Origin of the sequence: Nannocystis pusilla (genome assembly GCF_020073745.1) — a bacterium.
Lineage (GTDB): Bacteria > Myxococcota_A > Polyangia > Nannocystales > Nannocystaceae > Nannocystis > Nannocystis radixulma.
Window position 1 is genome coordinate 236,392 of record NZ_JAIRAU010000008.1, and the last position, 24,998, is coordinate 261,389.

General features: G+C 72.7%; 14 protein-coding genes. 6 read left to right on the forward strand and 8 right to left on the reverse strand.

Annotation, left to right across the window (positions count from 1 at the left end; translation table 11 throughout):
* Positions 1-31: 31 nt before the first annotated feature.
* Positions 32-2,800: a serine/threonine-protein kinase gene (locus K7C98_RS10775; protein ID WP_224191506.1), complete on the reverse strand. Its 2,769-nt coding sequence runs from the start codon at positions 2,798-2,800 to the stop codon at positions 32-34.
* Between the two features lie 102 nt (positions 2,801-2,902).
* Between K7C98_RS10775 and K7C98_RS10780 the strand changes: the two genes are divergently transcribed.
* From K7C98_RS10780 to K7C98_RS10790, 3 genes are all read left to right on the forward strand, one after another.
* On the forward strand, positions 2,903-5,413 hold the full coding sequence (locus tag K7C98_RS10780; protein ID WP_224191507.1) for a thiamine pyrophosphate-requiring protein: 2,511 nt from the start codon (positions 2,903-2,905) through the stop codon (positions 5,411-5,413).
* Between the two features lie 192 nt (positions 5,414-5,605).
* Entirely contained in the window at positions 5,606-6,892 is a 1,287-nt protein-coding gene (locus K7C98_RS10785; protein ID WP_224191508.1) for a hypothetical protein, read from the forward strand.
* A gap of 255 nt (positions 6,893-7,147) precedes the next feature.
* Positions 7,148-8,590 (forward strand): DUF4215 domain-containing protein, encoded by a 1,443-nt coding sequence (locus K7C98_RS10790; protein ID WP_224191509.1) that lies wholly within the window; start codon positions 7,148-7,150, stop codon positions 8,588-8,590.
* Positions 8,591-8,779: 189 nt separating this feature from the next.
* On the opposite strand, the gene K7C98_RS10795 is transcribed toward K7C98_RS10790, so the two are convergent.
* The 3 genes from K7C98_RS10795 to aceB form a co-directional block, all read right to left on the reverse strand.
* A complete protein-coding gene (locus K7C98_RS10795; protein WP_224191510.1) occupies positions 8,780-8,986 on the reverse strand; it encodes a helix-turn-helix domain-containing protein in 207 nt (68 codons plus the stop codon).
* Between the two features lie 208 nt (positions 8,987-9,194).
* Entirely contained in the window at positions 9,195-10,472 is a 1,278-nt protein-coding gene (gene aceA, locus K7C98_RS10800; RefSeq protein ID WP_224191511.1) for an isocitrate lyase, read from the reverse strand.
* Between the two features lie 215 nt (positions 10,473-10,687).
* Positions 10,688-12,298, reverse strand: coding sequence for a malate synthase A (gene aceB, locus K7C98_RS10805; protein ID WP_224191512.1), 1,611 nt, complete (start codon positions 12,296-12,298; stop codon positions 10,688-10,690).
* Positions 12,299-12,412: 114 nt separating this feature from the next.
* Here aceB and K7C98_RS10810 point away from each other — a divergent pair, with 114 nt between their 5' ends.
* A complete protein-coding gene (locus K7C98_RS10810) occupies positions 12,413-13,879 on the forward strand; it encodes a helix-turn-helix domain-containing protein (RefSeq protein WP_224191591.1) in 1,467 nt (488 codons plus the stop codon).
* A 125-nt stretch (positions 13,880-14,004) separates the two neighbouring features.
* A complete protein-coding gene (locus K7C98_RS10815) occupies positions 14,005-15,267 on the forward strand; it encodes a sensor histidine kinase (RefSeq protein ID WP_224191513.1) in 1,263 nt (420 codons plus the stop codon).
* 226 nt (positions 15,268-15,493) lie between these two features.
* Here the strand turns inward: K7C98_RS10815 and K7C98_RS10820 are convergent, their stop codons facing one another.
* From K7C98_RS10820 to K7C98_RS10830, 3 genes are all read right to left on the reverse strand, one after another.
* On the reverse strand, positions 15,494-16,708 hold the full coding sequence (locus K7C98_RS10820) for a GAF domain-containing sensor histidine kinase (protein ID WP_224191514.1): 1,215 nt from the start codon (positions 16,706-16,708) through the stop codon (positions 15,494-15,496).
* Between the two features lie 220 nt (positions 16,709-16,928).
* Complete coding sequence (locus tag K7C98_RS10825) at positions 16,929-19,838, reverse strand: serine/threonine-protein kinase (protein WP_224191515.1); 2,910 nt, start codon at positions 19,836-19,838, stop codon at positions 16,929-16,931.
* The gene (locus K7C98_RS10830; protein WP_224191516.1) at positions 19,835-22,684 is read right to left on the reverse strand and encodes a serine/threonine-protein kinase; all 2,850 of its coding nucleotides are present in this window, start codon (positions 22,682-22,684) and stop codon (positions 19,835-19,837) included. The genes K7C98_RS10825 and K7C98_RS10830 overlap by 4 nt, the downstream gene beginning before the upstream one ends.
* Before the next feature lie 496 nt (positions 22,685-23,180).
* On the opposite strand from K7C98_RS10830, the gene K7C98_RS10835 reads away from it, so the two are divergent.
* Positions 23,181-23,807, forward strand: a complete 627-nt coding sequence (locus K7C98_RS10835) for an RNA polymerase sigma factor (RefSeq protein ID WP_224191517.1) — start codon at positions 23,181-23,183, stop codon at positions 23,805-23,807.
* A 78-nt stretch (positions 23,808-23,885) separates the two neighbouring features.
* Here the strand turns inward: K7C98_RS10835 and K7C98_RS10840 are convergent, their stop codons facing one another.
* Positions 23,886-24,551 (reverse strand): hypothetical protein, encoded by a 666-nt coding sequence (locus K7C98_RS10840; RefSeq protein ID WP_224191518.1) that lies wholly within the window; start codon positions 24,549-24,551, stop codon positions 23,886-23,888.
* Positions 24,552-24,998: the final 447 nt, after the last annotated feature.

Genomic DNA, 24,998 nt, shown 5'->3' on the forward strand with positions numbered 1-24,998 from the left:
GTCCCTTCCGCCTCTCTGTAAGCCGCCCATTTTACGGACGGGCCTCGGGCTCGACCCCGGTCTCCGCCATCAGCCGCTCCGTACGGGCCAACTGTCGCGCAAAGCTGGGCCCTGCGTCGCGATAAAATTCGAGCGAGGCCGCGAGGTTTGTCCGGGTGTCTGCATCCCCGCCGAGGCTCAACGCCACCAGGGCCTCCGCCAGCCCCCGACGCGCCCGCGCCAGCGCGGGCTTCAGATGCGGCTCCGCCTCGATGACCGCGACGTAATCCCCGATCGACGCGGTGAAGCTGTCGCGAGCGCGGGCCGCCTGGCCGCTCGCCAGCAGGTTGTGCCCGAGGAGCAGCCGCAGCTCCGCGGCATCCCCTCGCGACCACCACGCTTGCGGGAGCTTCACCAGCGCGGCCTCGATGCGCCGGATCGCGGCCTCGTGCGCCCCCGTGCTGAGCGCGGCGTAGCCGACCAGCGCCGCGTACTCGAAGTCGGTCAGCCCGGCGCCCGCGGACGCGACGGCCCGCTCGCCGAGTTGGGCCCCGGCGACGAAGGCGAAGTCCGCCTCGTCGTCGTCGCCCAGCTCGAGCGCGAGGCGCCCGAGATAAAGGAGGCAGCGGGAGCGCCGGACCACGTCGCCCGTGAGAAAGCGGTCGAGCGCGGCGCAGCCGGGGCGCACGAGCCCCGGCCCGGCCCCGGGGTCGACGAGGTGCGCCGCCGTCAGGCGGACCTCGATCGTCTCCGGATGCGCCGGCCCCAGCGCGAGCTCGAAGATCGCCAGCGCACGCTCGAGCAGCCGCTGTTGCTCGCGCCCCGGCTCGCTCGCGAGCGCCAGGTTGACCAGCGTGTACGCGACCTCGCGGTCCTCGCTGCCGAGCGCCGCCTCGCGCACCGCCAGCGCCTCGGTGAAGTAGCGCCGCGCCTGCGCCGGATCTTGCTTGGCCAGGTACGCGGTGCCGATGTTGTTGAGCACGAGCCCGCGCAGCGCCTCGGGCGTCGCGCTGCGCTCGGCCAGCGCCAGCGCCAGCGGCTCGTCGGCCAGCGCCCGCTCGGGCTCGTCGGCCTGGCGGGCCAGCGCGTAGATCCGCAGCGCCATCGCCTCGGCCGCGATGCCGTCGACGCGGGCCTGGAAGCCGAGGCCGATCGCCCGCGTCAGCCGGGCGATCTTCTCGTCTGTCTGTTCGGTCAGGTGCAGGTCGAGCTTGCTGCGCAGCAGCAGCGCCTCGGCGCGGACCGGCGGGTAATCGACCGACTCGCTGGCCGCGACCACCTCGGTCGCCAGCGCCAGCGCGTCCTGCTGCCGGCCCGAGCGCGCCAGCACCTGCGCCTGCGTCATCTGCCCGCGCAGCTCGGCGATCTTGGCCGCGCTGTCGGGGTCGTCGGGCGGCGGCAGCTCGGACGCCAGCGCCTCGAGGTTGCGACAGCCCGCGAGCGGCGGCAGGTCGCCGGCGACATCGAGCGCGCGCAGGGCCACGTCGGCGTCGGCGGCCGCCAGGGTCGTGACGGTCTCGTCGAGCGCGCGCAGCCGCTGGTCGAGGCAGCGCATCTGGTGATCGAGCAGCGCGCCCGAGCGCTGGCCGCGGCGGTGGGCCACGCAGGCGTCGCGATGGGTCGCGCGCCAGTCGGCGGCGTAGCGGTCGAGCTCCTCCTGCACGCGCGGCCACACCACCGACGCGTAGCCCGGGGCGGCGGCCCCGAGCGCGGTGGCCACGGCGTCGCGCCGCGCCTGCCCCCACACCCGCGCGAGCTCCTCGGGCGCGCCGGTGCACGTGCGGCCCTCGCTGTTCGAGCGCGCCAGCAGCGACCCGGTCGCCACCGCCGTCGCCGCCAGCGCTGCGGCCACCACCCAGCGCCTGCGCCCGCGCGCCCGCCCGCGGTCGAGCGCGGCCAGCAGCGCCGGCATCCCGGGGTACCTGTCCTTTGGGGCAGCCTTGAGCCCGCGCATCACCACCTGGGCCAGCCACGCCGGCAGCCCGCGCTTGCGCGGCGGCTCGTCCGCCTGGCCCTTCAGCACCTTGTGGACCAGCTCGGCGACGTCGACGTAGCGGAACGGCGGCGCGTCGTAGAGCGCCTCGTACAGCGCGACGCAGAAGCTGAACTGGTCCGCGGCTGGCTCGGGGGACAGGCCGCGCCAGTGCTCCGGCGCCATGTAAGCCGGCGTGCCGACGATCTGGTCGTCGTGCGTCAGCTGCATGTCGAGCTTGCTGCTGCTGTTGATGCTGCCCGTCACCGAGTTCTTGGCGCGCGGCAGCTCCGGCGTGGCCGCCCGCACCAGCCCGAAGTCGAGCACCCGCGCCCGCCCGGCCTCGTCGACCATCACGTTGCTGGGCTTGAAGTCGCGGTGCACGAGGCCCGCCGCGTGCGCCGCCGCCAGCCCGCGCCCGGCCTGCGCGAACACCTCGACGATCTCCTGCCAGCTGCGCGGCTGGGCCTTCAGCCACGCCGCGAGCGTCATCCCGCGGATGAACTCCATCGCCACGTAGACCTGGCCGCCGGCCACACCGGCCTCGAGCACGGTGACGACGTTGGGATGCGACACGCGCGCCATCGCCTGCGCCTCGCGCAGCAGCCGGCTCTGCGCGCTCGCCCCGGTGTCGCGCAGGACCTTGACCGCGACCTTGCGGTCGAGGGTCTCGTCGTAGGCGGTGTAGACCACCCCCATCGCCCCCGACCCGAGCGGCTCCAGGATCATGAAGCGGCCGAGCTTGCCGCCCGCGACCGTGGTCGACGGCTCGATCGCCGACGTCAGCGCGGGAACGTCCGACCGGGGGGCGACGGCCAGACCGGTGGTCTGGAGCGCGGTGTCGTGCATCCCCGGATTCATGAAAAACGCCGTTTCGCAGCCGTCTCGCGGGCTGCGCCATCCTCGCATGGTTTGCCCACCTGCGCCTACCGCATTACCCTGGGTTGACCTATGCCCCGGATCCACACCGCGCTCACTCAGGGCGGCGACGAGCTCGTCGTGTTCCTCCACGCCGTCGGGGGCGACCACAGTTCGTGGCGCCCACAGGTCGAAGCCCTGCGCGCGCGCTACAGCACGCTGACCTTCGACATGCGCGGTCACGCCCGCAGCTTCACGCCGGATCGACCGGAGATCTCGATCCAGAACTTCGCCGACGACGCGATCGACCTGGTCGAAGAGGCAGGTTTTTACCGCGCGCATTTCGTCGGCCTGTCCATGGGTGGCGTCGTGGCCCAGGAGATCTTCTCTCGGGCTCCCGAGCGGGTTCAGTCACTCACACTTGCGGCCACATGGTGTTTTCAACCAGAGGCGGCGGGCCGAAGTGCGTGGATGCAGGACAAGCTCGCCCGCATGTCGATGGCCGAGAGCGCCGCGATGGACATGCCCGACCTGTACGCGCGGGACGCGCCGCCCGAGATGATCGAAGCGGCGGTCGCCATCGAGGGCGGCAAGGACAAGCAGGTGTTCCTGCAATCGTGGCACGCGATGCTGCACGTCGATTACCGCGAGCTGTTGCCGCGCATCGACGTGCCGGTGCTGCTGCTCGGCGGCAGCGACGATCGCATCACCCCCGTCGACCCGCTGCTGCTCGACATCCTCGCCCGCACGCCGATGGCCGAACTGCGGGTCATCTCCGGCGGCGGACACTTTTGCAACCTCGACCGCGCCGAGGCCTTCAACGCCGCGCTGGTGCCGTTCCTCCGCCGCGCCCGCGCCCGCGCCCCGCAGGCGCTGACGCTGCCGGCCAACCCCCCGGTGCAGAGCGGCGCCGCCACCGTCGCCGAGGCGTTGCTCGACCAGCTGCACCGCCGCGACGTCCCGGTGCTCTTCAGCAACTCGGGCACCGACTTCACCCCGCTCATCGAGGCCCTGGCCCGGCCCGGCGCCGCCGCCCCGCAGGTGGTCGCCGCCGCCCACGAGAACACGGCCATCGCCATGGCCCACGGCTACAACTTGCTCTCGGGACATGTCCCTGCGGTCATGGCCCACGTCAACGTCGGCACCGCCAACTCCGGGCTCGGCATCATCAACGCCCGCCGCGCGCGCGTGCCGATGCTGGTCATGGCCGGCCTCACGCCCTACACCGACGCGGCGACGGTCCCCGGCCACCGCACCAACTTCGTGCAATGGGGCCAGGACAGCTTCGACCAGGCCGCCTACTTCCGCGAGTTCACCAAGTGGGACTACCGCCTGGCGACCGCCGAGCACCTCGAGGTCGCGGTCGACCGGGCCCTCGCCGTCGCCGACAGCGACCCCGCCGGCCCGGTCTACCTGACGCTGCCGAAGGAGGTGCTGTGCGCCCCGGCCAGCGCCGCCGCCGTGTCGTCGCGCCCGCGCCTGCGCCCGACCCCGCCGGCCCGGCCCGACGCGGTGGCCCTCGCCCGCGTGGCCCAGGCGATCCGCAACGCCCGGCGGCCGCTCATCCTCACCGCCGAGCTCGGGCGCTACCGCGGCGGCCCCGAGGCGCTGTGGCAGCTGGCCACCCGCCACGGCATCGGCGTGGTCGAGTTCGGCAAGCGCAACTTCTTCAACCTCGCCACCGACTGCCCGGCCCACCTCGGCTTCGACCCCGCGCTGCAGGTCCCGCAGGCCGACCTGATCCTGGCGATCGAGGACCCGGTGCCGTTCATCCCCGCGTTCGTCGCCTTGCCCCAAGGACAGGTGCCGCCGATCGTGCAGATCGGCGTCGACCCGCTGTTCTCCGACCTGCCGCTGCGCGGCTTCCCGAGCGACCTGGCGCTGCCGGGCGACCCGGCCGAGAGCCTGCGCCTGCTCACCCGCCTGCTCGACGCCGACCCGCCCGAGGGCGTCGCCGCCCGCCGCGACGCCCTCCGCATCGAGCACGACGTCGCGTTCGCCGGCGCCCGCGCGGCCGCCGACGCCGACGCCCACAGGCCCGCGATCACCAAGCGCTGGCTGTCGCGCTGCGTCGGCCAGGCCGTCGACGACGAGGTCGTCGTCTTCAACGAGTACCCGCTCGACCCGATGCTGGTGCCGCGCCGCCTGCCCGACAGCTGGTTCGAGAACTCGATCGCCAGCGGCCTCGGTTGGGCCCTCGGCGCGGCGCTCGGCGGCAAGCTGGCCCGCCCCGACCGCACGATCGTCGCCACCGTCGGCGACGGCAGCTTCCTGTTCAACACCCCGCTCTCGGCCCTCCACGCCGCCGCCGCCCACCGCCTGCCGATCCTCGTGGTCGTGTTTAACGACTGCGCCTGGAGCACCATCCGCAAGTCGACCCGCGGCGACTTCCCCGGCGGCCACGCCCAGGCCACCGGCAACTTCGCCCTCTGCGACCTCGGGGCCGACCCCGCCTACGACCAGATCGCCAGCGCCTGCGGCGGCGTCGGCGTGCGCGTCGATCGCCCCGACGCCGTGCCCGACGCGCTCCGCCGCGGCCTCGAGCTGATCCGCGGCGGCGACCGCTTCGTCCTCCTCGACGTCCGCTGCGAGCGCGACGCGTAGAGGTTCACTTCGGGACATGTCCTGAAGTTCATGCGTGGGTGCGTGCGGCCGTCGGCGCGCACGCGCGCCAAGCGTCCCATCACCGCCTGCAGCGTCGCGCCCTCGCTACGTTCTCAAGCGTGCGAACCGCCCTCGCACGCTTGAAACCGGGCTCCGGCCACCCGCATGAAGAAGGTGTAGTAGAAGACGATCATGCACTTCGATCGCCTCCGACCCCGCGCTCTGGCCCTCGCGTTCGCATGGCTCGCAACGCCCGGCTGCGGGGCAGGCGGCAGCGATCCGACCGCCGCGAGCAGCGAGTCCGACGGCGGCCCGACCACCTCCTCGACGAGCAGCGAGAGCAGCAGCCCGACCACCTCCTCGACGAGCAGCGAGAGCAGCAGTTCGACCTCCTCGTCGACCGGTGACGACGGTCCGACGACCTCCTCGTCGACCGGCGACGACGGGCCCGTGATCTACCGCCACGGCGACATGGTGACCATCGAGGGCGACTTCGGCAGCAACGACGTGATCAAGACCTTCCTCGGCGGGGCCGACGGGAAGATCGAGTCGCTGTCGCCGGGGCAGAGCATGGAGAGCGGCGACGGTTGGTCGTTCAACGACCTGGGCGGGCCCACCAGCGTGGAGATCGACGCCGAGCGCGGCAAGGTGCTGTTCACCCCCGAGGACAGCGACCACTACAACGCCACCCGGCGCTTCGATCCGGGCTTCGCCATCGAGGAGCAGCGGTACTTCTACAAGGCCCACTGGGTGCGCAACGTGATGCTCCTCGACGGGATGCCGTACGCGAAGAGCTACCAGTGGAAGCACGAGCGGGTGAACTGGGAGAACTCGGTGGTCGACGGCGACTGCGAGATCAAGGTGCACAACTGGTTCGCGGGCGGCGGCGGCGTCCTCACCTTCGTCAACCGCTCGGCGGACGACCAGTCCGTCTACTACGGCGGACAGGCGGCCGACAGCAACGGAGGCTGGGCGCTGCTGGAGATCCTGGTCTTCACCGGCACGGAGGGGCTGGAGGACGGCAAGCTGATCACCCGCGTGCACAAGGACGGGAAGACGGTGATCAGCCAGAACAGGCAGGCCGAGCGGATCTACGCCGACCCGTCGCTGCGGCTGCGTCACTTCGTCGAGCAGAACTACTTCGGCAACTTCGGCCAGGTCGAGGACGGCGTGGACAATCCCTTGCCGAAGCCGGAAGTGCGCGAGCTCTGGTCGGACGACAGCCGCGTCCTCGTCGGCAACACGGCCGAGACGGGCTGGAGGCGCGTCGAGCTGCGCGACAGCGTCGACCTCGCCGGCGCCGCGCTGCGCGAGGTGCAGGACTGGGTCAGCTGGGACGGCAGCATCACCCTGCGTTTGAACGCCGGCGGTCTCCCCGCCGGTGAGCACGACCTGTTCCTGGTCGTCATCGGCGGCGTCGACGCCGATGGCTGGGACGTCGTCACCCACTCCGTGCCGATCCGCGTCGGCGTCGATTGAGGAGAGTGCGACGCCCTCCTCGGAGGCGGTCGACAGCCGCAGACCATGGCTACCTCCCGCGAAGGGAGGCCGGTCGCTGGTCGCGCTCCACGGGATGTAGGCCGGAGTCGTCGGCGGAAACGTCGCCGTGAATGCCAGATCCGCAATTCGTCGGAGCGACAACGATCATTGTTCGCGTCCACCGACGTCCCGATAATCGAGGCGATGGAGAGCCGAATGGATTCGAGGACGAGATGGGTGGCGATAGGATTGTGGATGGGACTCGCGGGCTGTAGCGACGACGGCACGGCGAGCGCGACGGCGCAGCCGACCGGCAGCACCACGGAAGAGGAGACCGGCACCACCGGGCCGACCTCCGGCGCGCCGACCACGGGCGTGCCGACCACGACGGTGACGACCGAGACGGGCACGGACTCGACGACGACGACGAGCACGAGCGGGCCGACCACGGAGACGACGAGCGAGCCGGGCACGACGACGACGACGACGACGACGACGGAGCCGGAGACCTCGACGGGGCCGGCGCCCGTGTGCGGCGACGGCCAGCAGGACGCCGACGAGGAGTGCGACGACGGCAACGACGACGACACCGACGCGTGCACGAACGCGTGTACGAACGCGAGCTGCGGCGACGCGATCGTGCAGGCCGGGGTCGAGGAGTGCGACGACGGCAACGCGGAGGACACCGACGCGTGCACGAACGCGTGCAAGAACGCGGTCTGCGGCGACGGCATCGTCGGGCCCGGCGAGATGTGCGACGACGGCGACCAGGTCGACGACGACGAGTGCTCGAACGCCTGCGCGCCGGCCAGCTGCGGCGACGGGGTGGTCCAGGCGCCCGAGGAGTGCGACGACGGCAACGACGACGACACCGACGCGTGCCTCGCCACCTGCGTGGCGGCCAAGTGCGGCGACTCGGTGGTGCAGGCGGGCGCCGAGGAGTGCGACGACGGCAACATCGACGACACCGACGCGTGCCTCGCCACTTGCAAGGCGGCCAAGTGCGGCGACGGGGCGGTGCAGGCGGGCGCCGAGGAGTGCGACGACGGCAACATCGACGACACCGACGCGTGCCTCGCCACCTGCGTCACGGCCAAGTGCGGCGACGGGGCGGTGCAGGCGGGCGTCGAGGAGTGCGACGACGGCAACATGGTCGACGACGACGCGTGCAGCAACAGCTGCAAGTCGGGCCAGCGGATCGTGTTCGTCACCAGCACGACCTACAGCGGCAACCTCGGCGGCCTCGCCGGCGCCGACGCGCAGTGCAACCTCCGCGCGGCCGCGGGCGGGCTGCCGGGCACGTACATGGCCTGGCTCAGCGACGACACCGGCTCGCCGTCGACGCGCATGACCAAATCGACGGTGCCCTACGTGCTGCCCAACGGGGTCAAGGTCGCCAACAACTGGGCCGACCTGACCGACGGCAACCTCCTCGGGGCGATCACGGTCACCGAGCTCGGCGGCCCGGTGTCCACCACCAGCTTCTGCGGCGCCAACGAGGCGACGGTCTGGACCAACACGACGCCCGCCGGCACTCAGATCAATTCGCAGGGCAACTGCGCCAACTGGACGGGCGGCGCCGGCGGCTCGAACTGGGGCTTCGCCACCCGCGTCGACAACGGCTGGACGCAGTGGTGCTCCGGCGGCGCCTGCATCCACCCGTCCTTCCTCGCGCCGATCTATTGCTTCCAGCAGTAGGAGTGAGTGCGTCTCCCGAGCTATCTGCTCGCTACCGGGTCATTTCGAGTCGTCCTCGCGCCGGGCTCCGACAGGCGGGCAAGGCGCGAGGAGGGGGCCTGTCCGGCGAATATGTGATCGACGAGCAACACAGCCGGCGTGGCGGACAACTGGCGAGGGCTGCTCGCAATGGCCCGATCGCCGCACTGGCTAGCTGCTCGCGCTCGTCGACCCCACCAGGCGGGCCCGCGGCCAGTCGATACCCAGCTTGATGATGCGGCGCTTCATCGCGTGGCGGGTGATGCCGAGCAGCTTTGCGGCGCCGACGATGTTGCCGGCCCGCTCGAGGGCGGTGGTGCAGAGGCGACGCTCGGCGGCGCCGAGGTTGAAGTCTTCGAGGACGAGTTGTTGTTGCATGCCAAGGCTTGTACGACACGCGCTTGTTCCAGCGCGGATCAGCCCCGGTTGAATAACGCTCGAAAGGCCGCTGGCCCGCCTCCTGACCGCGGGGCCACCGATCCCGCGGCCGGCTGGCCGGCTGCCGTGGTGGCTCGGCCCCTCATGAATGCATGATCCAGGCACATGCTCTTTCGAGCATGTCCTTGTGAAAACCTCGCTTATTCCGTCACGACGCGATCGCGCGCGGCTTGGCGTGGTCGTGGAATTGCTGGGCCTCGGTGCTGCCCTCGAGCGCGAGGGTCGAGGTGGTGCCGCCGGAGATGATCTCGGCGACCGCGTCGAAGTAGCCGGTGCCGACCTCGCGCTGGTGGCGGGTCGCCGTGTAGCCGTGGACCTCGGCGGCGAACTCGGCCTCCTGCAGCGCGGCGTAGGCGGCCATGCCCTCGTCGCGGTAGCGGCGGGCCAGCTCGAACACGCCGTGGTTCATGGCGTGGAAGCCGGCCAGCGTGACGAACTGGAACTTGTAGCCCATCGCTCCGAGCTCGCGCTGGAAGCTGCGGAGGGCCGATTCGCCGAGGTGTTTCTTCCAGTTGAACGACGGCGAGCAGTTGTAGGCCAGCCACTTGCCGGGGTGCTCGGCGAGCACGGCCTCGGCGAAGCGGCGCGCCTGGTCGAGGTCGGGGGTCGAGGTCTCGCACCACACCAGGTCGGCGTGCGGCGCGTAGGCGCGGGCGCGGGCGATCGCGGCCTCGATGCCGCCGCGGATCCGGAAGAAGCCCTCGGGCGTGCGCTCGGCCGAGGTGATGAACTCGCGGTCGCGCGGGTCGACGTCGGAGGTGATGAGCTTGGCCGCGTCGGCGTCGGTGCGCGCGACGATCAGGGTCGGCACGTCGAGCACGTCGGCGGCCAGGCGCGCCGCCGTCAGCGTGCGCACGAACTGGCTGGTCGGCACCAGCACCTTGCCGCCGAGGTGGCCGCACTTCTTCTCCGACGCCAGCTGGTCCTCGAAGTGCACCGCCGCCGCGCCGGCGGCGATCATCGCCTTCGTCAGCTCGTAGGCGTGCAGCGGTCCGCCGAAGCCGGCCTCGGCGTCGGCGACGATCGGCGCCAGCCAGTAGCGCCGCGCCTGCCCGCTCTCGGCGGTCTCGATCTGGTCGGCGCGCAGCAGCGCCTGGTTGATCCGCTCGACCAGCGCCGGCACGCTGTTGCACGGGTAGAGGCTCTGGTCGGGGTAGGTCTGGCCGGCCAGGTTGGCGTCGGCCGCCACCTGCCAGCCCGAGACGTAGATCGCCTCGAGGCCGGCCTTGACGTGCTGCACCGCCATGTTGCCGGTCATCGCCCCGAGCGCGGGCACGAACGGGCGGCCGGCCAGGAGCTCGCGCAGCCGCGCGGCGCCGAGCTCGGCGAGGGTGTGGCGGATGGTGAACGAGCCGCGCAGGCGCTCGACGTCGGCGCGGCTGTAAGGGCGAAGGATCGGGCTCGATTGCGGGTGCACGATTTCCATGGCTGTCCTCTTCCTCGGCGGTGGCGTCGCCGAAGCTGTCGCGATCTTTTTGTGAACAGGTCGCGCCGCGCCGGCGCGCGCGCGAAGGTCGTCAATGGTCCGGTCGAACGGCGGCCGCGAGCGGCGCTGTCTCGAAGGTCATGTCGCGCCGCTGCTGGCGCTCACCTGTCTCGAAGGTCATCTAGCGCCGCTGTCGGGCTCGGATGTCTTGAAGGTCATGTCGCCGTCTCCTCGGCGAGGAGCGCCTCGTAGGCCGGCAGCGTCAAGAATTCTTCGCAGCGTTCGGCGGCGACGAGGCGCTCGAACAGCGCGCGGGCGGCGGCGAAGCGGCCGGCGGCGAAGCGGGCCTCGCCGACCTCGGCGCGGAGCTCCGCCGCCACCGCCTCGATCGCCGCGCGCACGCGCGGGAGGTCGAGCGCGGCGCCGTCGTCGAGGGTGGCCGAGTGCTTGAGCCACTGCCACACCTGCGCGCGCGAGATCTCGGCGGTCGCGGCGTCCTCCATCAGGTCGTAGAGCGGCACGCAGCCGACGCCGCGCAGCCAGGCCTCGATGTACTGCAGGCCGACGGCGATGTTGCGGCGCAGGCCCTCGGCGGTGCGCGGGCCGTAGGGCACGGCCAGCAGGTCGGCGGCGGCGACCTGGACGTCGTCGCGGCTGCGGGCGATCTGGTGCGGCCCGGGCATGTGGGCGTCGAACACCTCGCGGGCGATCGGCACGAGGCCGGGGTGCGCGACCCAGGTGCCGTCGTGGCCGTCTCGCACCTCGCGCTCCTTGTCGGCGCGGACCCTGGCGAGCGCCTCGGCGTTGCGGGCCGCGTCGTGCTTCACGGGGATGTAGGCGGCCATGCCGCCGATCGCGTGCACGCCGCGGCGGTGGCAGGTCTGGATCAGCAGCTGCGAGTAGGCGCGGAGGAAGCCGCGGTCCATGGTGACGAGCGCGCGGTCGGGCAGCACCGCGGCGCTGTCGGCCTGGCGGCGCTTGATGAAGCTGAAGATGTAGTCCCAGCGGCCGCAGTTGAGCCCGGCCGAGTGTTCGCGCAGGGCGTGGAGGATCTCGTGCATCTGAAACGCGGCCGGCAGGGTCTCGATCAGCACGGTGGCGCGGATCGTGCCGGTCGGCAGGCCGAGGCGCTCCTCGCCGGCGCGCAGCACGTCGGCCCACACGCGCGCCTCGGCGGCGCTCTCGAGCTTGGGCAGGTAGAGGTACGTGCCGAGGCCGCGGCGCAGCCGCTCGGCGGCGTTGTGAAAGGCGTAGAGGCCGAAGTCGACCAGGCAGCCGCGCGCCGGCGCGTCGTCGACGAGCACGTGCGCCTCGGGCAGGTGGATCCCGCGCGGGCGGACGAACAGCGCGGCTGTCTCTTCGGCCAGCTCATACGATTTGCCGCCGGACTCGAGCCGGATCTCCCGCCGCACCGCGTCGATCAGGTTGCGCTGGCCCTCGACCAGGTTGACGAGCGTCGGCGCGGTCGAGTCCTCGAAGTCGGCCATGAACACGCGCGCGCCGGAGTTCAGGGCGTTGATGATCATCTTGCGGTCGACCGGGCCGGTGATCTCGACGCGCCGGTCCTGGATGTCCTCGGGGACAGGTGAGCAGGTCCACGCGGCCTCGCGCAGGTCTCGCGTCTCGGGCGCGAAATCGAGCCTCTCTCCCTGGTCGAGGCGGGACTGACGGGCCTGCCGGGCCGCCAATTCTCCGGCGAACCGCGGGCCGAACCGCCGCTGCAGCTCGGCCACGAAGACGAGGGCTTCATGGCTCAGGACGGCAGAATCGCCGCCGACGCGCTGGCCGCGCAGAGTGACACCGGGGGGAGTGGAGAGCCGCTGCATCGACGCCGTGACAATATACCGGGTCGGCCTATCTCTCAAACGAACGGCGCTGTAAGGGTTGAAACGGCATTCTAGCGCTGTCAACGCATGGCTGTCATGCTGTAAATCGTGTCAATGGCAGCCGCCAAGAAGACCGCCTCCGAGGCCCGCGACACCCCGCGCTTCGGCGCGAAGATCCGGACCCTGCGCCGCTGCGCCGGCCTCTCGCAGGCCGAGCTGGCGCAGCGGCTCGATGTCTCGCCCTCGTATTTGAACCTGCTCGAGCACGACAAGCGGGCCCTGCCGGCGCCGCTGCTGATCAAGCTGGCGCGGGTGCTCGAGGTCGACCTGGCGTCGTTCGCCGGCGAGGATGACGCCCGCCTCGTGCACGACCTGCTCGAGGTGTTCTCCGACCCGCTGTTCGAGGACGCGCCGCTGACGAACACGGAGGTGCGCGAGGTGGCGTCGGCCAGCCCGGCGGCGGCGCGGGCGGTGCTGCAGTTGTACCGGGCCTATCGCGGGGCGCAGGTCGCGACCGACGCGCTGTCGTCGCGACTCGAGGCGGGCGACGACGCGGGCGGCGCGTCGCGCTCGTCGCTGCCGAGCGAGGAGGTCAGCGACCTGTTGCAGCAGCACATGAATTACTTCCCGGCGCTCGAGGAGCGGGCGGAGCAGCTGCGGCGCGAGGCCGGGCTCGGCGAGCTCGACCGCTTCGGCGCGCTGGTCCGTCACCTCGCGCGCGCCTGCGACGTGCGGGTGGAGATCGCCCGCAGCGGCCAGCCCGGCGCCGCGCTGCGGCGGTTCGACCCGCGCAGTCGCGTGCTCGCGCTGTCGGAGCTGCTGCCGACGCGCTCACGCCTGTTCCAGCTGGCGGCCCAGGTCGCGCTCATCGCCCACGCCGACGTGCTCGACGGCCTCGGCCGCGACCCGCTCCTCACCAGCGCGGAGAGCCGCGCGCTGGCCCGCGTCGCGCTCGCCAACTACTTCGCCGCCGCCGTGTGGATGCCCTACGCCGAGTTCCTCCGCGCCGCCGAGGAGCTGCGCTACGACATCGACGTGCTCGGCCGCCGCTTCGGCGTCGGCTTCGAGCAGACCTGCCACCGCCTGACGACGCTGCGCCGCCCGGGCCAGGAGGGCGTGCCGTTCCACATGGTCCGCATCGACGTCGCCGGCAACATCTCCAAGCGCTTCTCCGCCAGCGGGATCCGCTTCGCCCGCTACGCCGGCGTGTGCCCGCGCTGGAACATCTTCAGCGCGTTCCAGACCCCCAACATGATCCGCGTGCAGGTCTCGCGCATGCCCGAGGGCGCCAGCTTCTTCTGCATCGCCCGCACGATCCAGAAGGACTCCGGGGGCTACCACGCGCAGCAGCCGGTGCAGGCGATCGGGCTCGGCTGCGCCGTCGAGCACGGGCCGCGCCTCGTCTACTCCGACGGCATCGACCTGCACAGCCCGGGGCAGGTGACGCCCGTCGGCGTCACCTGCCGCCTGTGCGAGCGCACGGCCTGCGAGCAGCGGGCGCTGCCCTCCTTGAAGGTGCCGCTGCGCGTCGACCCGAACTACCGCGGGCTCTCGCTCTACGCGCCGCCGCCGGGCGAGTGAGCGGCGCGAGCGGCAGCGAGGTCGACCGCGCCGGGCGCGGCATCGGGCGGCCACTCGCCGGCGGCCGGCCGAGGTCGCTGCGGGCTGTTGCGCCGCGCGGAGGATCGCCTACGGAGAGGGCCTCCATGGCGCTGCATCCCTCCCTCGGGGGTCACCGGCAGGAACTTCTGTTCGACACCCTGACGCGCCTGCTGGCGCTGCCCGCGACCACCGTCGAGGACACGCTGAAGTCGGTGAGCAACCTCGTCGGCTCGGTGCTCGAGAGCGACAAGGTGGACACCTTCCTGTTGGAGGCCGCGAGCAGCACGCTGGTCGCGGTCGGGACCAGCGACACGGCGACGGGCCGGCGGCAGAAGGCGCTCGGGCTCGACCGCCTCCCGCTCGCCAACGGCGGCCGCACGGTCGCGGTGTTCCGCGGCGGCGAGCCTCACGCGTGCAACGACGTCGCGGGCGACGGCGAGGAGCTGCCGGGGATCCGCGACGCGCTGCAGATCCGCTCGACGATCGCCGTCCCGCTCGACGTGCGCGGGCAACGGCGCGGCGTCCTCCAGGTCGCCTCGCTCGCGCCGGACAAGTACGAGCCGGCCGACCTGCCGTTCCTGGTCGCGGTGGCCGGCTGGGTCGGCGTCGTGACCCACCGCGCCGAGATCGTCCAGGAAGCGACCGAGTCCGCCGCCCAGCGCGCGCGCCAGCGGACGGCCGAGGAGCTGGTGGCGGTCGTCGCCCACGACCTGCGCAACCACCTCGCGCCCCTCACGACCCGCCTGTTCGCGTTGTTGATGCGGGCCGAGCGAGACGGCCGCGACCGCGACCTCGGCGACCTGAAGAAATTCCAGGCGTCGCTCGAGCGGCTCGAGCGGGTGATCACCAACCTCCTCGACGTCGAACGCATCGAGCGCGGCCTGTTCCTGCTGAAGCCGGAGCCGATCGACCTCGCGCGCCTCGTCGGCGAGACCGCGGCCCTCCTGAGCACGCCGGAGCACCCTGTCCAGGTGGAGGCGGCGGCGAGCGCCCCGGTCGAGGCCGACCCCGACGCGATCCGCCAGGTGCTCGAGAACCTGCTGCACAACGCCGGCAAGCACGCGCCGGGGGGATCGGGCACCACGATCTCGGTCGCCTGGGAGCACCGCGAGGACGGCGAGTGGGTCACCGTCCGCGTCCACGACGCCGGCCCCGGCGTCGCCCCGGAGCTGGTGCCCAGGCTGTTCGAACGCTTCAGCACGGGGCCCGCCTCTCCCGGCCTCGGCCTCGGCCTGTACCTCGCGCGCAGCATCGCCCAGGCGCACGGCGGGACGCTGACACTCGAGGACCTCGAGACGTCCGGCGCCTGCTTCTGCCTGGCCCTGCCGCTGCGCGAGGCCGGGCAGGACGACGAGACGGATCGCTGACCGGGCTATAGTCGGCGCATGCGAGCCTACGCTGGGAGCGGCTGGCCCGCGCGTTCGCGCCGCCGACCCCGGCGATCGCGGCGCGGCTGGCCGGGCTCGACGCGAACCGCAGCGCGGGCCCGTGACGGGCAGCTCTTAAGAGCATGCTTGAATAGTCATGTCTGATCGTCCATGCCCTCAGGAACATGTTCCCGAGAGCATGCCTCGAAGAGCAGACAGGGACGCCTCAGGTCGCGGGCGCGAGCGGCAGGGTCAGGGTGAAGGTCGAGCCGCGGCCGGGCTCGCTCTCGGCGACGATGTCGCCGCCCATCAGGCGGGCGTAGCGGCGGCTGATCGCCAGGCCGAGGCCGGTGCCGCGCAGCTCGGCCTCGTGGTCGCCGTGGACCTGGGAGAAGTCGCGGAACAGCAGGGCCAGCTTCTCGCGGGGGATGCCGACGCCGGTGTCGCGCACGCGCACGGCGAGCGTGTCGCCCTCGCGCGCGACGGTGACGTCGACCGAGCCGCGCTCGGTGAAGCGGATCGCGTTGGCGACCAGGTTGTAGACGATCTGGCGCACGCGGGTCGGGTCGGCCTCCACCGGCGTGGGGCTGCGACCGACGTTGAGCGCGACGGCGCGGCCGCGCAGCAGCGGGCGCACGGTCGCCTCGACGTCGGCGAGCAGCTCGTCGAGGTCGAACCGGCGCGGGCGCAGGCGCGGCTGGTCGAGCTCGAGCTGGGCGAGGCCGAGGATGTCTTCGACGACCTCGAGCAGGTGCGAGCCGGCGCGCTGGATCGCGCGGAGGTCGTCGGCGACGCCGTCCTGGCCGCCGGCGGGGCCCTCGAGCAGGAGCTCGCTGAGGCCGAGGATCCCGCCGAGCGGGGTCCGCAGCTCGTGGCCCATGGTGGCGAGGAACACGTCCTTGGCGCGCACGCCGGCGAGCGCCTGGTCGCGCGCGCGCGCGAGGTCGGCGAGCTTGCGGCGCAGCTCGAGCTGGGCGATGACCTGGCGCCCGAGCACCTCGAGGCCGTGGCGCTGCAGCGCGTCGAGGCTGCGGGGCACGCGGTCGATCACGCACAGCGTGCCGAGCGGGAAGCCGTCGGCGTTGACCAGCGGCGCCCCGGCGTAGAAGCGGATGCTCGGCGCGGCGGCCACCAGCGGGTTGTCGGCGAAGCGCGGGTCGGCGCTCGCGTCCTCGACCTCGAACACCCCGCGCTGCAAGATCGCGTGGGCGCAGAACGCCACGTCGCGCGGCGTCTCGGCGGCGTCGAGCCCGACCCGCGACTTGAACCACTGCCGCCCGGCGTCGACCAGGCTGACGAGCGCGATCGGGGTGCCGCACAGCTCGGAGGCGAACCGCGTCAGCTCGTCGAAGTCGGCCTCGGGCTCGCTGTCGAGGACGCCGTAGCCGCGCAGCGCGGCCAGTCGCTGGGCCTCGTCGTCCGGGAGCGGTGCGACCTTCATGGTTTGAGCGTAGGCCACGCCCGCCGATCGCAGCAACAACGTTCGCCGCGGCCGCGCGTCGCGCCGTCTGCGCCTGCGCTTCGGGGCGGGCCGGAGCGGGTTTGCAGCTCGTCTGGAGCATGTCCTCACGGACAGGCGTCCGACCTGTCCGTGAGGACAGGCCGATCGCGGGCCTCACGGACAGCCGTCCGAAGATGTCCGCCAGGACATGTCCGAACGATCAGCCGCTCCGGCGCTCGACCAGCCAGGCGTCGACGGTGGCGACGGTGCGGACGTCGCTGGCGGCGGCGGCCAGGGCGCGGGCCTCCTCGGCCAGGTGTTCGGCGCGCTCGCTCTCGCCGGCGCCGGCGAGGGTGCGGGCCAGGCGGAACGCGCTGGTGTAGCGGAGCGACGGCTGCACCCGGTCGCCGCGGGCGCCGGCGACGGTGTATGCGCGCTCGGCGACGGTGACGGCCTCGGCGGTGTGGCCGGCGGCGCCGAGGATCCCGGCGAGGACCTCGAGGGCGCTGGCGATGTAGGGCTCGTCCTCGCCCCAGGCGCGCTCGGCGTCGATCACCGTCGCGCGGATCTCCGCCTCGGCGGCGGCGAGATCGCCCTGGCGCTGCAGCACCTGCGCCAGCCACACGCGCAGACGGAACAGCTCGGGGTGCAGCGGGCGGGCGTCGACCGGCAGGCCGATGCTCTCCTGGTTGGCGCCGGCGAGCGCCCGGCGGATCGCCGCCTCGGCGCGCGTGAGGTCGCCGCGCTGCATCAGCGCCTCGACGGCGCCGGTGGTCAGCTGCAGCGAGAGGTGGCTGCCGTCGGGCACGAGGTCGACGATGCCCTGCTGCGCGCGCTCGAAGATCGCCAGGGCGGCGTCGCCGTCGCCGTGGCGCAGCGCCAGCATGCCGGCGACGCGCAGGGTCGCGGCGAAGTCGGGGTGGCGCTCGCAGCAGCCGGTGAACTCGGGCTCGGCGCGGCGGCCCGCGACCAGCGTCTTGTAGTCGGCGGCCGAGGCGATCGTCATGCCCGGGTCGCACAGGCGGTCGCGCAGGGTCGTCAGGGCGCGGTCGACGTGCTGCTCGGCCCTGTCGAGCAGGCCGAGGCTGGTGGCCGCGTCGGAGGCGAGGCGGAACAGCGCGCTCGTCTCGGCCAGGTCCTCGATGTCGGCGTGGTCGTGCATGCCGAGCGCGCGCTCGAAGTGGGTGTGGGCCTCGGCGTAGCGGCCGGTGGCCAGCGCGACCTGGCCCTGGGCGTCGGCCAGGGCGGCGCGCTGGTCGAGCGGGCCGCCGCGGGCCAGCAGGGCCTCGGCGTGGCGGACCCACCGCTCGGCGGTGGTGAAGTCGGCCAGGTGCACGCCGGTGACGCGCACCAGCTCGACCGCCGCGGCGATCGCCCCGCGGTCGTGGGCCGCCTCGAGGGCCGCGAAGTAAGCTGTCTGGAGGGACAGCAGCGCCTCCTTCGGCTTGCCGGAGCCGGCGAGCACGCGGCCGCGGGTCAGCTCGTAGTCGGCGCGCAGCGTCTGCTGGTCTTGCGGCAGCTGCAGCGCGTCGAGCACGGCGAGGGCGTCGGGGAACTTGCCGGCGTTGCGGAGCGCCTCGGCGCGGGCGATGACGGCGTGCTGCTCGGCCAGGGCGCGCGCCTGCTCGGGGTCGTCGGGCGGCGGCGCGCGGCGCTGCAGCTCGGCCGGGTCGGCGCACGACAGCGGCGACTCGAGCCCGGCGACGAGGTCGGTCGCGTGCACGCCGACGGCCACGTCGGGCTGGACGAACAGGTCGAGCGCGGCGGCGAAGCTGCTCAGGCGGTCGGCCAGGCAGGCGCGGCGCAGGCGGTACAGCGCCGGCGACTGCTCGTGCCGCACCTCGGCGGCCACGCACGCGTCGGCGGCGACCTCGGTCCAGACCGCGGCGTAGGCGTCGTACTGCCGGCGCGCCGCCTCCCACGACGGACCTATCGCCGGGTCGAGCGCGCGCAGCGACGCGCCGATCGCCTCGAAGCGGGCCGGGCCCCACACCGCCGCCATCTCCTGCGCGGCCCTGTCCTCACAGACCTGTCCGTTGACACCTGCCTGATAGGACAGGCCAAAGCCGACGCCGAGCGCCGCGGTCAGGCCGGCGGCGGCGAGCCACGCGCCGCGGCGGGGCTCGACCACGCGGTCGATCGCGGCGATGAAGGCGTCCATCGACGGGTAGCGGTGCTCGGGTCGGGTCTGCAGGCCGCGCATGACCGCGGCTCGCAGCGCGCGCGGGACCTTGGCGCCGCCGGGCTCGCGCAGCTGGCCGGCGAGGACGGCCCGCATCAATTCGGCCAGGCTGTCGCCGGGGAACGGGCGGCCGCGGAACAGCGCCTCGTAGAGGGCGACGCACAGGGCGAACTGGTCGGAGCGGGCGTCGGCCTTGTCGCCGCGGAACTGCTCCGGGGCCATGTACGCCGGCGTGCCGATCAGCGAGCCGGTGATCGTCAGCGAGGCGTCGAGGGGGCGCAGGGCGGCGGCCGCCGACGAGCCCGAGAGCGCGGCGTCGCGGGTCCGCTCGAGGTCGGCGAACAGCTGCGGGTCGCCCTCGGCGCGGGCCAGGCCGAAGTCGAGCACGCGGACGCGGCCGTCGTCGCCGACCATCGCGTTCTGCGGCTTGAAGTCGCGGTGGACCAGGCCGGCCTCGTGGGCGGCGGCCAGGCCCGAGGCCGCCTGGCGGAACACGTCGACGACCTCGCGCCACGACCGCTGCTGTCTCTTGAGCCAGGTACTCATGGTCACGCCGTGGACGAACTCCATGGCGACGTAGACCTGCTCCTGGTGGGTGCCGACCTCGTGGACGCTGACGATGTTGGGGTGCGACAGGCGGGCCATCGCCTGCGCCTCGCGGAGCAGGCGGGTGCGCGCCTCGACCGGGGAGTCGGCGGTCGCCTCGGGGTGGAGCAGCTTGACCGCGACCTTGCGCTCGAGCTCCTCGTCGTAGGCGGCGTAGACCACCCCGGTGCCGCCGCGGCCGAGCTCGCGCAGCACGGTGAAGCGGCCGATCTTGGCCGGCGCGAGCGGCTCGTCGAACAGGCTCGCCATGATCTGCTGCTTGACGCGCTCGTTGGCGAAGTCGCCCTCGACCTGCGGGCGCAGGGCCTCGGGCGCGATCGTCGGGGGGAGCGACGGGTTCATCGCAGGCCTCCGCGCCTGGCCGCGTGCAGCGTCAGGAATTGGTCGATCTCCATCACCCACTGCTTGGGGTCCTTGGGCCGGAGGACCGCGAACTCGCGGGCCTGGCGGGCCAGCGCGAGCGCGCGGTCGACCTCGCCGGTGCCCGCGAGCGCCTGCGCCAGGTGCCACATCGCGTAGTAGTGCCAGTGCTCGTTGTTCGGGTTGGGGTCGCGCTGGCTCAGCGCGAGCGCCCGCTCGGCCTGGGCGACCGCCGGCGCGGGCCGGCCGGTGAGCACGTTGAGCTCGGCGAGGTTGAGCAGCACCTGCGACAGCCGCGGGTCGCCGGTGCCCCAGCTCTTCTCGGCGCGCGCGAGCGTGGCGGTGAGCTCGGCCTCGGCCTCCTCGGCGCGGCCCGTCTTGCGCAGCAGCATCGCCAGGGTGTTGTGCATGTCGTAGGTGTCGCCGAGCAGGCGGTCGCTCGACCGCTCGAGCACGGCGAGCGCCTCGCGCATCGGCTCCTCGGCCAGCTCGGGGTGGTGCATCGACTCGTGGGTGAAGGCGGTGTTGGCCCACAGGGTCATGTAGATGTGATTGCGCTGGTTCTCGAGGTCGACCGCGGCGTCGAGCGCCTCCCGGAACACCTGCAGCGCGCGCTCGTACTGCTTGTCCATGCGCAGCACCAGGCCGAGGCTGTTGTGGACCATCGCCACGTCCGGGTGGTGCGGGCCGAGCTTGGCGCGCATCAGCGCGAGCGCCCGCTCCTGCGTGCGGATGCCGTTCTTGTACTCGCCGGTGTTGGCGAGGTAGTCGCCGTAGAAGCGGAGCGCGCGGGCGAACTCGATCCCGTCTTTCTGGCCCGCCTCGTGGAACAGGCGCATCGCCTCGGTGAGGGCCTTGCGGGCCTCCTTGTGCTCGTTCACCAGGTTGGCGATCGCGCCGCGGACCGTCAGCGCGCGGGCGCGGCGGATCGGGTCGCCGTGGCGGGCCGCGTAGATCTCGGCGTGCTGCAGCCAGTCGCGGCTGGCGAACGCGTCGTGGAGGCGGCGGCCGACCACGTAGGCCAGGCGGATCGCGGCGTCGATCGCGATCTCCTGGTGGTTCGACGCGATCGCGTGGAAGAACGCGTCCTCGAAGGCCGCGCGGGCGTCGAGGTAGGCGCCGTCGTTCTCGTGGACCGAGCCGCGGCGGAACGCCAGCTCGGCCTGCAGCGGCTGGTAGCCGGCCTTGGCCGCGCCGGCCTCGACCGCCTTCAGGACCTCCAGCGCCTCGCCGAAGCGGCCGCCGAGCTCGAGCGTCTCGGCGCGGCCGAGCTCGGAGCGGGCCGCGGTGACGAGCTCGTTGACCTCGCCGTCCTCCGGCGGCCGCACCTTCGCCCGCAGGTACTTCTCGTTGCTGCAGGCGTCGATGCGCGGCAGGCTGGCCGTCAGCTCGTCGGCGCGGGCGACCAATTGGTCGTCGGGGTGCTCGAACATGTCGATCGCCGCGGCCAGGCGGTCGCGCCGCTCGGCGAGGCAGGTCATGCGCAGGTCGAGCTGCTCGGCCGACTCCTGCCGGCACGCCTCGCCGTAGGCGCCCACCCACTCGGCGCCGTAGGCGTCGAACTCGGCGGCCGCGCGCGCCCATGCCGCCTCGGCCTGGGCCACCCCCGAGGTCCGCGCGACCTCGGCGAGGCGGCCCTCGACCTCGTCGTTCCACACCGCCGCCAGGCGGGCGTCGGCGCCGCTGCACGGGCCGTCGAACGCACCTGTCTGATAGGCCATGCCGACGCCGCCGCCGAGCAGCACCGCGGCGACGCCGGCGGCGATCGTCCAGGTGCGGCGCGCCGGCGGGCGGGCGAACCGGGCCAGCTCGGCCAGCAGCGGGCGCATGCTCGGCCAGCGGCCGTCCGGGTCGCGGGCCAGGCCGCGCAGCAAGAGGGCGCGGACCGCCCGCGGCACCCCTGGGGGCGCCGGCACGTCGCGGACCTGGCCGGCCAGCACGCTCGACATCAGCTCGGCCAGGGTGTCGCCCTTGAACGGGCGCTCGCGGTAGGCCGCCTCGAACAGGGCGACGCAGAACGCGAACTGGTCGGCGCGGGCGTCGACGCGGCCGCCGAGGAACTGCTCGGGCGACATGTACGCCGGCGTGCCGAGCATCACCCCGGTGACGGTGATCGAGGCGTCGAGCGAGCGCAGGTTGGCGACCGCGGACGCGTGCTCCGCGGCCGGCCGCATGTCCCCGAGGCCAGGTGCCGGCCCGGCCTCGAGCTCGGCGCGGGCCAGGCCGAAGTCGAGCACGCGCGCGCGCCCGTCGCTGCCGACCATCACGTTGGCCGGCTTGAAGTCGCGGTGGACCAGCCCGGCCTCGTGCGCCGCCTGCAAGCCCGCGCCGGCCTGGACGAACATCGCCGCGATCTCGGCGAAGCTCCGGCGCTGTCTTTTGAGCCATGTATGAAGGGTCATCCCGTGGACGAACTCCATCGCCACGTAGACCTGGCGGCCGAACGTCCCGACCTCGTGGACGCCGACGATGTTGGCGTGCGACACCCGGGCCATCGCCTGCGCCTCGCGCATCAGGCGGGCGCGCGCGACGTCCTCGCGGGTCTCGGAGTGCAGCAGCTTGACCGCGACCTTGCGGTCGAGCTGCTCGTCGAAGGCGGCGTAGACCACCCCGGTCCCGCCGCGCCCGAGCTCGCGCAGGACGATGAAGCGGCCGATCTTGGCCGGCGGCGGCATCTCCTCCATGCGCGGCGGACGGGCCACCGCCCGCGTGTCGGCCGGGGCGATCGGGATCAGCGTCGGCGCGTTCGGGTCGACGTTGCGCGCGTCAGGGGTGGCGCCCGCCGGCGTGTTCTGCAGCGTCTGCTCCCCCGACGAGGAGGACGACAACGCGCGGATTCGGTCACGAAGCGCTGGCATGGCGGCCGCTTTCAGGGTGCTGTCCCGGTCGAGGGCTCGTGGATCGCGGCCCGCGGGAACTTTCTTCGCTACGGCAGACCCCGAGGATGGTGACGGGGGTGATCCTCACAGAGGAAGTCCGCATTCGCGGATAATCTGCCCGGCACGCGCGAGTGTACGCGCAAGAGCGCGCCGATCTTCCTGAGCTCCGCGACGTGCCAGCGACGATTGTTGTCGACCGCGGGCGATCGGCCAGCCCGGCCGGCGCCGTCGCGGCCGAACCGGCCTTGCCCGCTCGCTGCACCGCGAACCGGCGGGGCGCAGATCGGCCAGCCCGACCGGGCGCTCGGACCCCGCTCGCTGCGCCGCGGCCGTGGCGGATCCCCGTCGTCGCTGTCCGGCGTCCACCGCGTGCCGGCAGCCTCGACAGGATCGCCCCGGTGACCGGTCAGCGCCCTCCCTGCTCCGTCTGTTAACATCGCCCGCGGTGGTGGAGGACAGCGACACCGCGCTCGTGGACGCCTGGCGCGGCGGCGATCGGGAGGCCGGAAAGCGCCTGTTCTCGCGCCACTACGCCGCGATCGCGCGCTTCTTCCGCAACAAGGTGGGCGAGGCCGGGCCGGACCTGATCCAGCGGACCTTCCTGGCCTGCCTCGAGGGCCGCGAACGGTTCCGCCACGAGGCGGCCTTCCGCAGCTACCTGTTTTCGATCGCCTACAAGATGCTGTGCAAGCACTACCGCGAGGTGCGGCGCGCCGAGGCCCGCGTCGACTTCGAGGCAGACTCGGCGCATCAGCTGTCGTCGCCGATCAGCGCGGTCGCGGCCCGCCAGGAGCAGCGCCTGCTGCTCGAGGGGCTGCGGCGGCTGCCGGTCGACTACCAGGTGGTGCTCGAGCTGCACTACTGGGAGGGCATCACCGCGGCCGAGCTGGCCGAGGTGCTGTCGATCCCCGTCGGCACCGCCAAGACCCGCCTCCGCCGCGGCCGCGAGCTGCTCGAGGAGCGCCTGCGCGAGCTCAGCACCTCGGCCGTGCTCCTCCGCAGCACGCTCGCCAACCTCGACGCGTGGGCCGCCCAGCTGCGCGTGCAGGTGCTCGGCAGCGCGGACGAGTGAGTTCTCGGCACGAACCTGTCCCCCAGGACATCTCTTATAAATTCACCACGGAGTGAGCGCCGCGGCCGGCGAGTGCTGTCACGCCCGCCTCCCCGGCGGTTCAGCGGCGCCTGTGCCCGATGACGACGGGTTCGTCGGCCGTCCGGGCCGGGAGCTCGGTGGGAGCGCTCCTTGCTCGCGTCCGAGTGACCGGCGTTCCCACGATCCGACGCAACGCGCAGCGCCAAGCAGCGACAGAATTCCCAGCAGCTTGACGATCCAGCTCGGGTAGAAGATCGCCAGCCCGAACGCGAGGTTGAACGCGAACTGGGCCGCTCCTGCGCCGCGTCCGAACAGCCTTTCGTACGCGAGATCCCAGGACTCGACCCGCTGTACCAACACCAGCCTCGACCCCGGCGTTCGTGACGGCGCATAAGCGTGCGACGGCAGATCGGGCGGTTCCGGGACGGGCGTCAGCCCGCTCGGAGGAGCCACGACGGTCGCATCCTCGAGGCCCTCCGGTGGGTCCGTACGTGGACCTGCAAGCGCACGCATACGCCGGCGAGCCAGGTATCTCCTGGTATATCGCTCCACCAATCCGGCCCAGACCCACCAGAACACCATCCACACGAGTGACTGCTGCCACCACACCAGGGCGAAGAAGTCGAAGAAGGTGAAGACGACGGCGGCGCCGACCCAGAAAACGATGGAGATGGGCGTGAGCGCCGCATGATGCCAGAATTGACTCGTCGGCAGGAAGCCCACCGCTGCGGCGGCAGGGGCCGGTACGGCGCAATATCTTGCGAATCCAAGGCCCCCTCACTCTCAATGATTCTGCGCGCCGGCCCGCCGCGCGTGGCGCGGGCAACCCAAAGCAGCCGCCGCCGCAGAGCAACGGATAACGCTGGAAGAGCCGCGCTCAGGCGAGGGACGCGGCCGAAGAGATGAGCAAGAATTGTAGGGAGCCTCGCGTAAATTGCAGCGACCGCTGTCACACTGCGCTCGCCGAGCGTTGCAGCTGCGGGGATTCGTGGGCATCGCGCGCCGCCGACCTCGCGCCGCCCGCCGGTGCTCCATGGGCCCGCGGCTGCCGCTCGCAGACCGCTACGGGTAGGCGCTCGCCATCGGGGACACCCAAGCAGTTCCGTCTCGGGACGGCCAAGCGGATCGACGGCGAGGCCGCCGGGCGCACGGATGATCCTGCCGCGCGCG

What these genes read in the sequence shown, in the direction of transcription:
- K7C98_RS10780 (WP_224191507.1), top strand. Translation starts at nt 2,903, where the DNA reads ATGCCCCGGATCCACACCGCGCTCACTCAGGGCGGCGACGAGCTCGTC.
- aceB (WP_224191512.1), bottom strand. Translation starts at nt 12,298, where the DNA reads ATGCAGCGGCTCTCCACTCCCCCCGGTGTCACTCTGCGCGGCCAGCGC.
- K7C98_RS10790 (WP_224191509.1), top strand. Translation starts at nt 7,148, where the DNA reads ATGGGACTCGCGGGCTGTAGCGACGACGGCACGGCGAGCGCGACGGCG.
- aceA (WP_224191511.1), bottom strand. Translation starts at nt 10,472, where the DNA reads ATGGAAATCGTGCACCCGCAATCGAGCCCGATCCTTCGCCCTTACAGC.
- K7C98_RS10810 (WP_224191591.1), top strand. Translation starts at nt 12,413, where the DNA reads ATGGCAGCCGCCAAGAAGACCGCCTCCGAGGCCCGCGACACCCCGCGC.
- K7C98_RS10820 (WP_224191514.1), bottom strand. Translation starts at nt 16,708, where the DNA reads ATGAAGGTCGCACCGCTCCCGGACGACGAGGCCCAGCGACTGGCCGCG.
- K7C98_RS10825 (WP_224191515.1), bottom strand. Translation starts at nt 19,838, where the DNA reads ATGAACCCGTCGCTCCCCCCGACGATCGCGCCCGAGGCCCTGCGCCCG.
- K7C98_RS10815 (WP_224191513.1), top strand. Translation starts at nt 14,005, where the DNA reads ATGGCGCTGCATCCCTCCCTCGGGGGTCACCGGCAGGAACTTCTGTTC.
- K7C98_RS10775 (WP_224191506.1), bottom strand. Translation starts at nt 2,800, where the DNA reads ATGCACGACACCGCGCTCCAGACCACCGGTCTGGCCGTCGCCCCCCGG.
- K7C98_RS10795 (WP_224191510.1), bottom strand. Translation starts at nt 8,986, where the DNA reads ATGCAACAACAACTCGTCCTCGAAGACTTCAACCTCGGCGCCGCCGAG.
- K7C98_RS10785 (WP_224191508.1), top strand. Translation starts at nt 5,606, where the DNA reads ATGCACTTCGATCGCCTCCGACCCCGCGCTCTGGCCCTCGCGTTCGCA.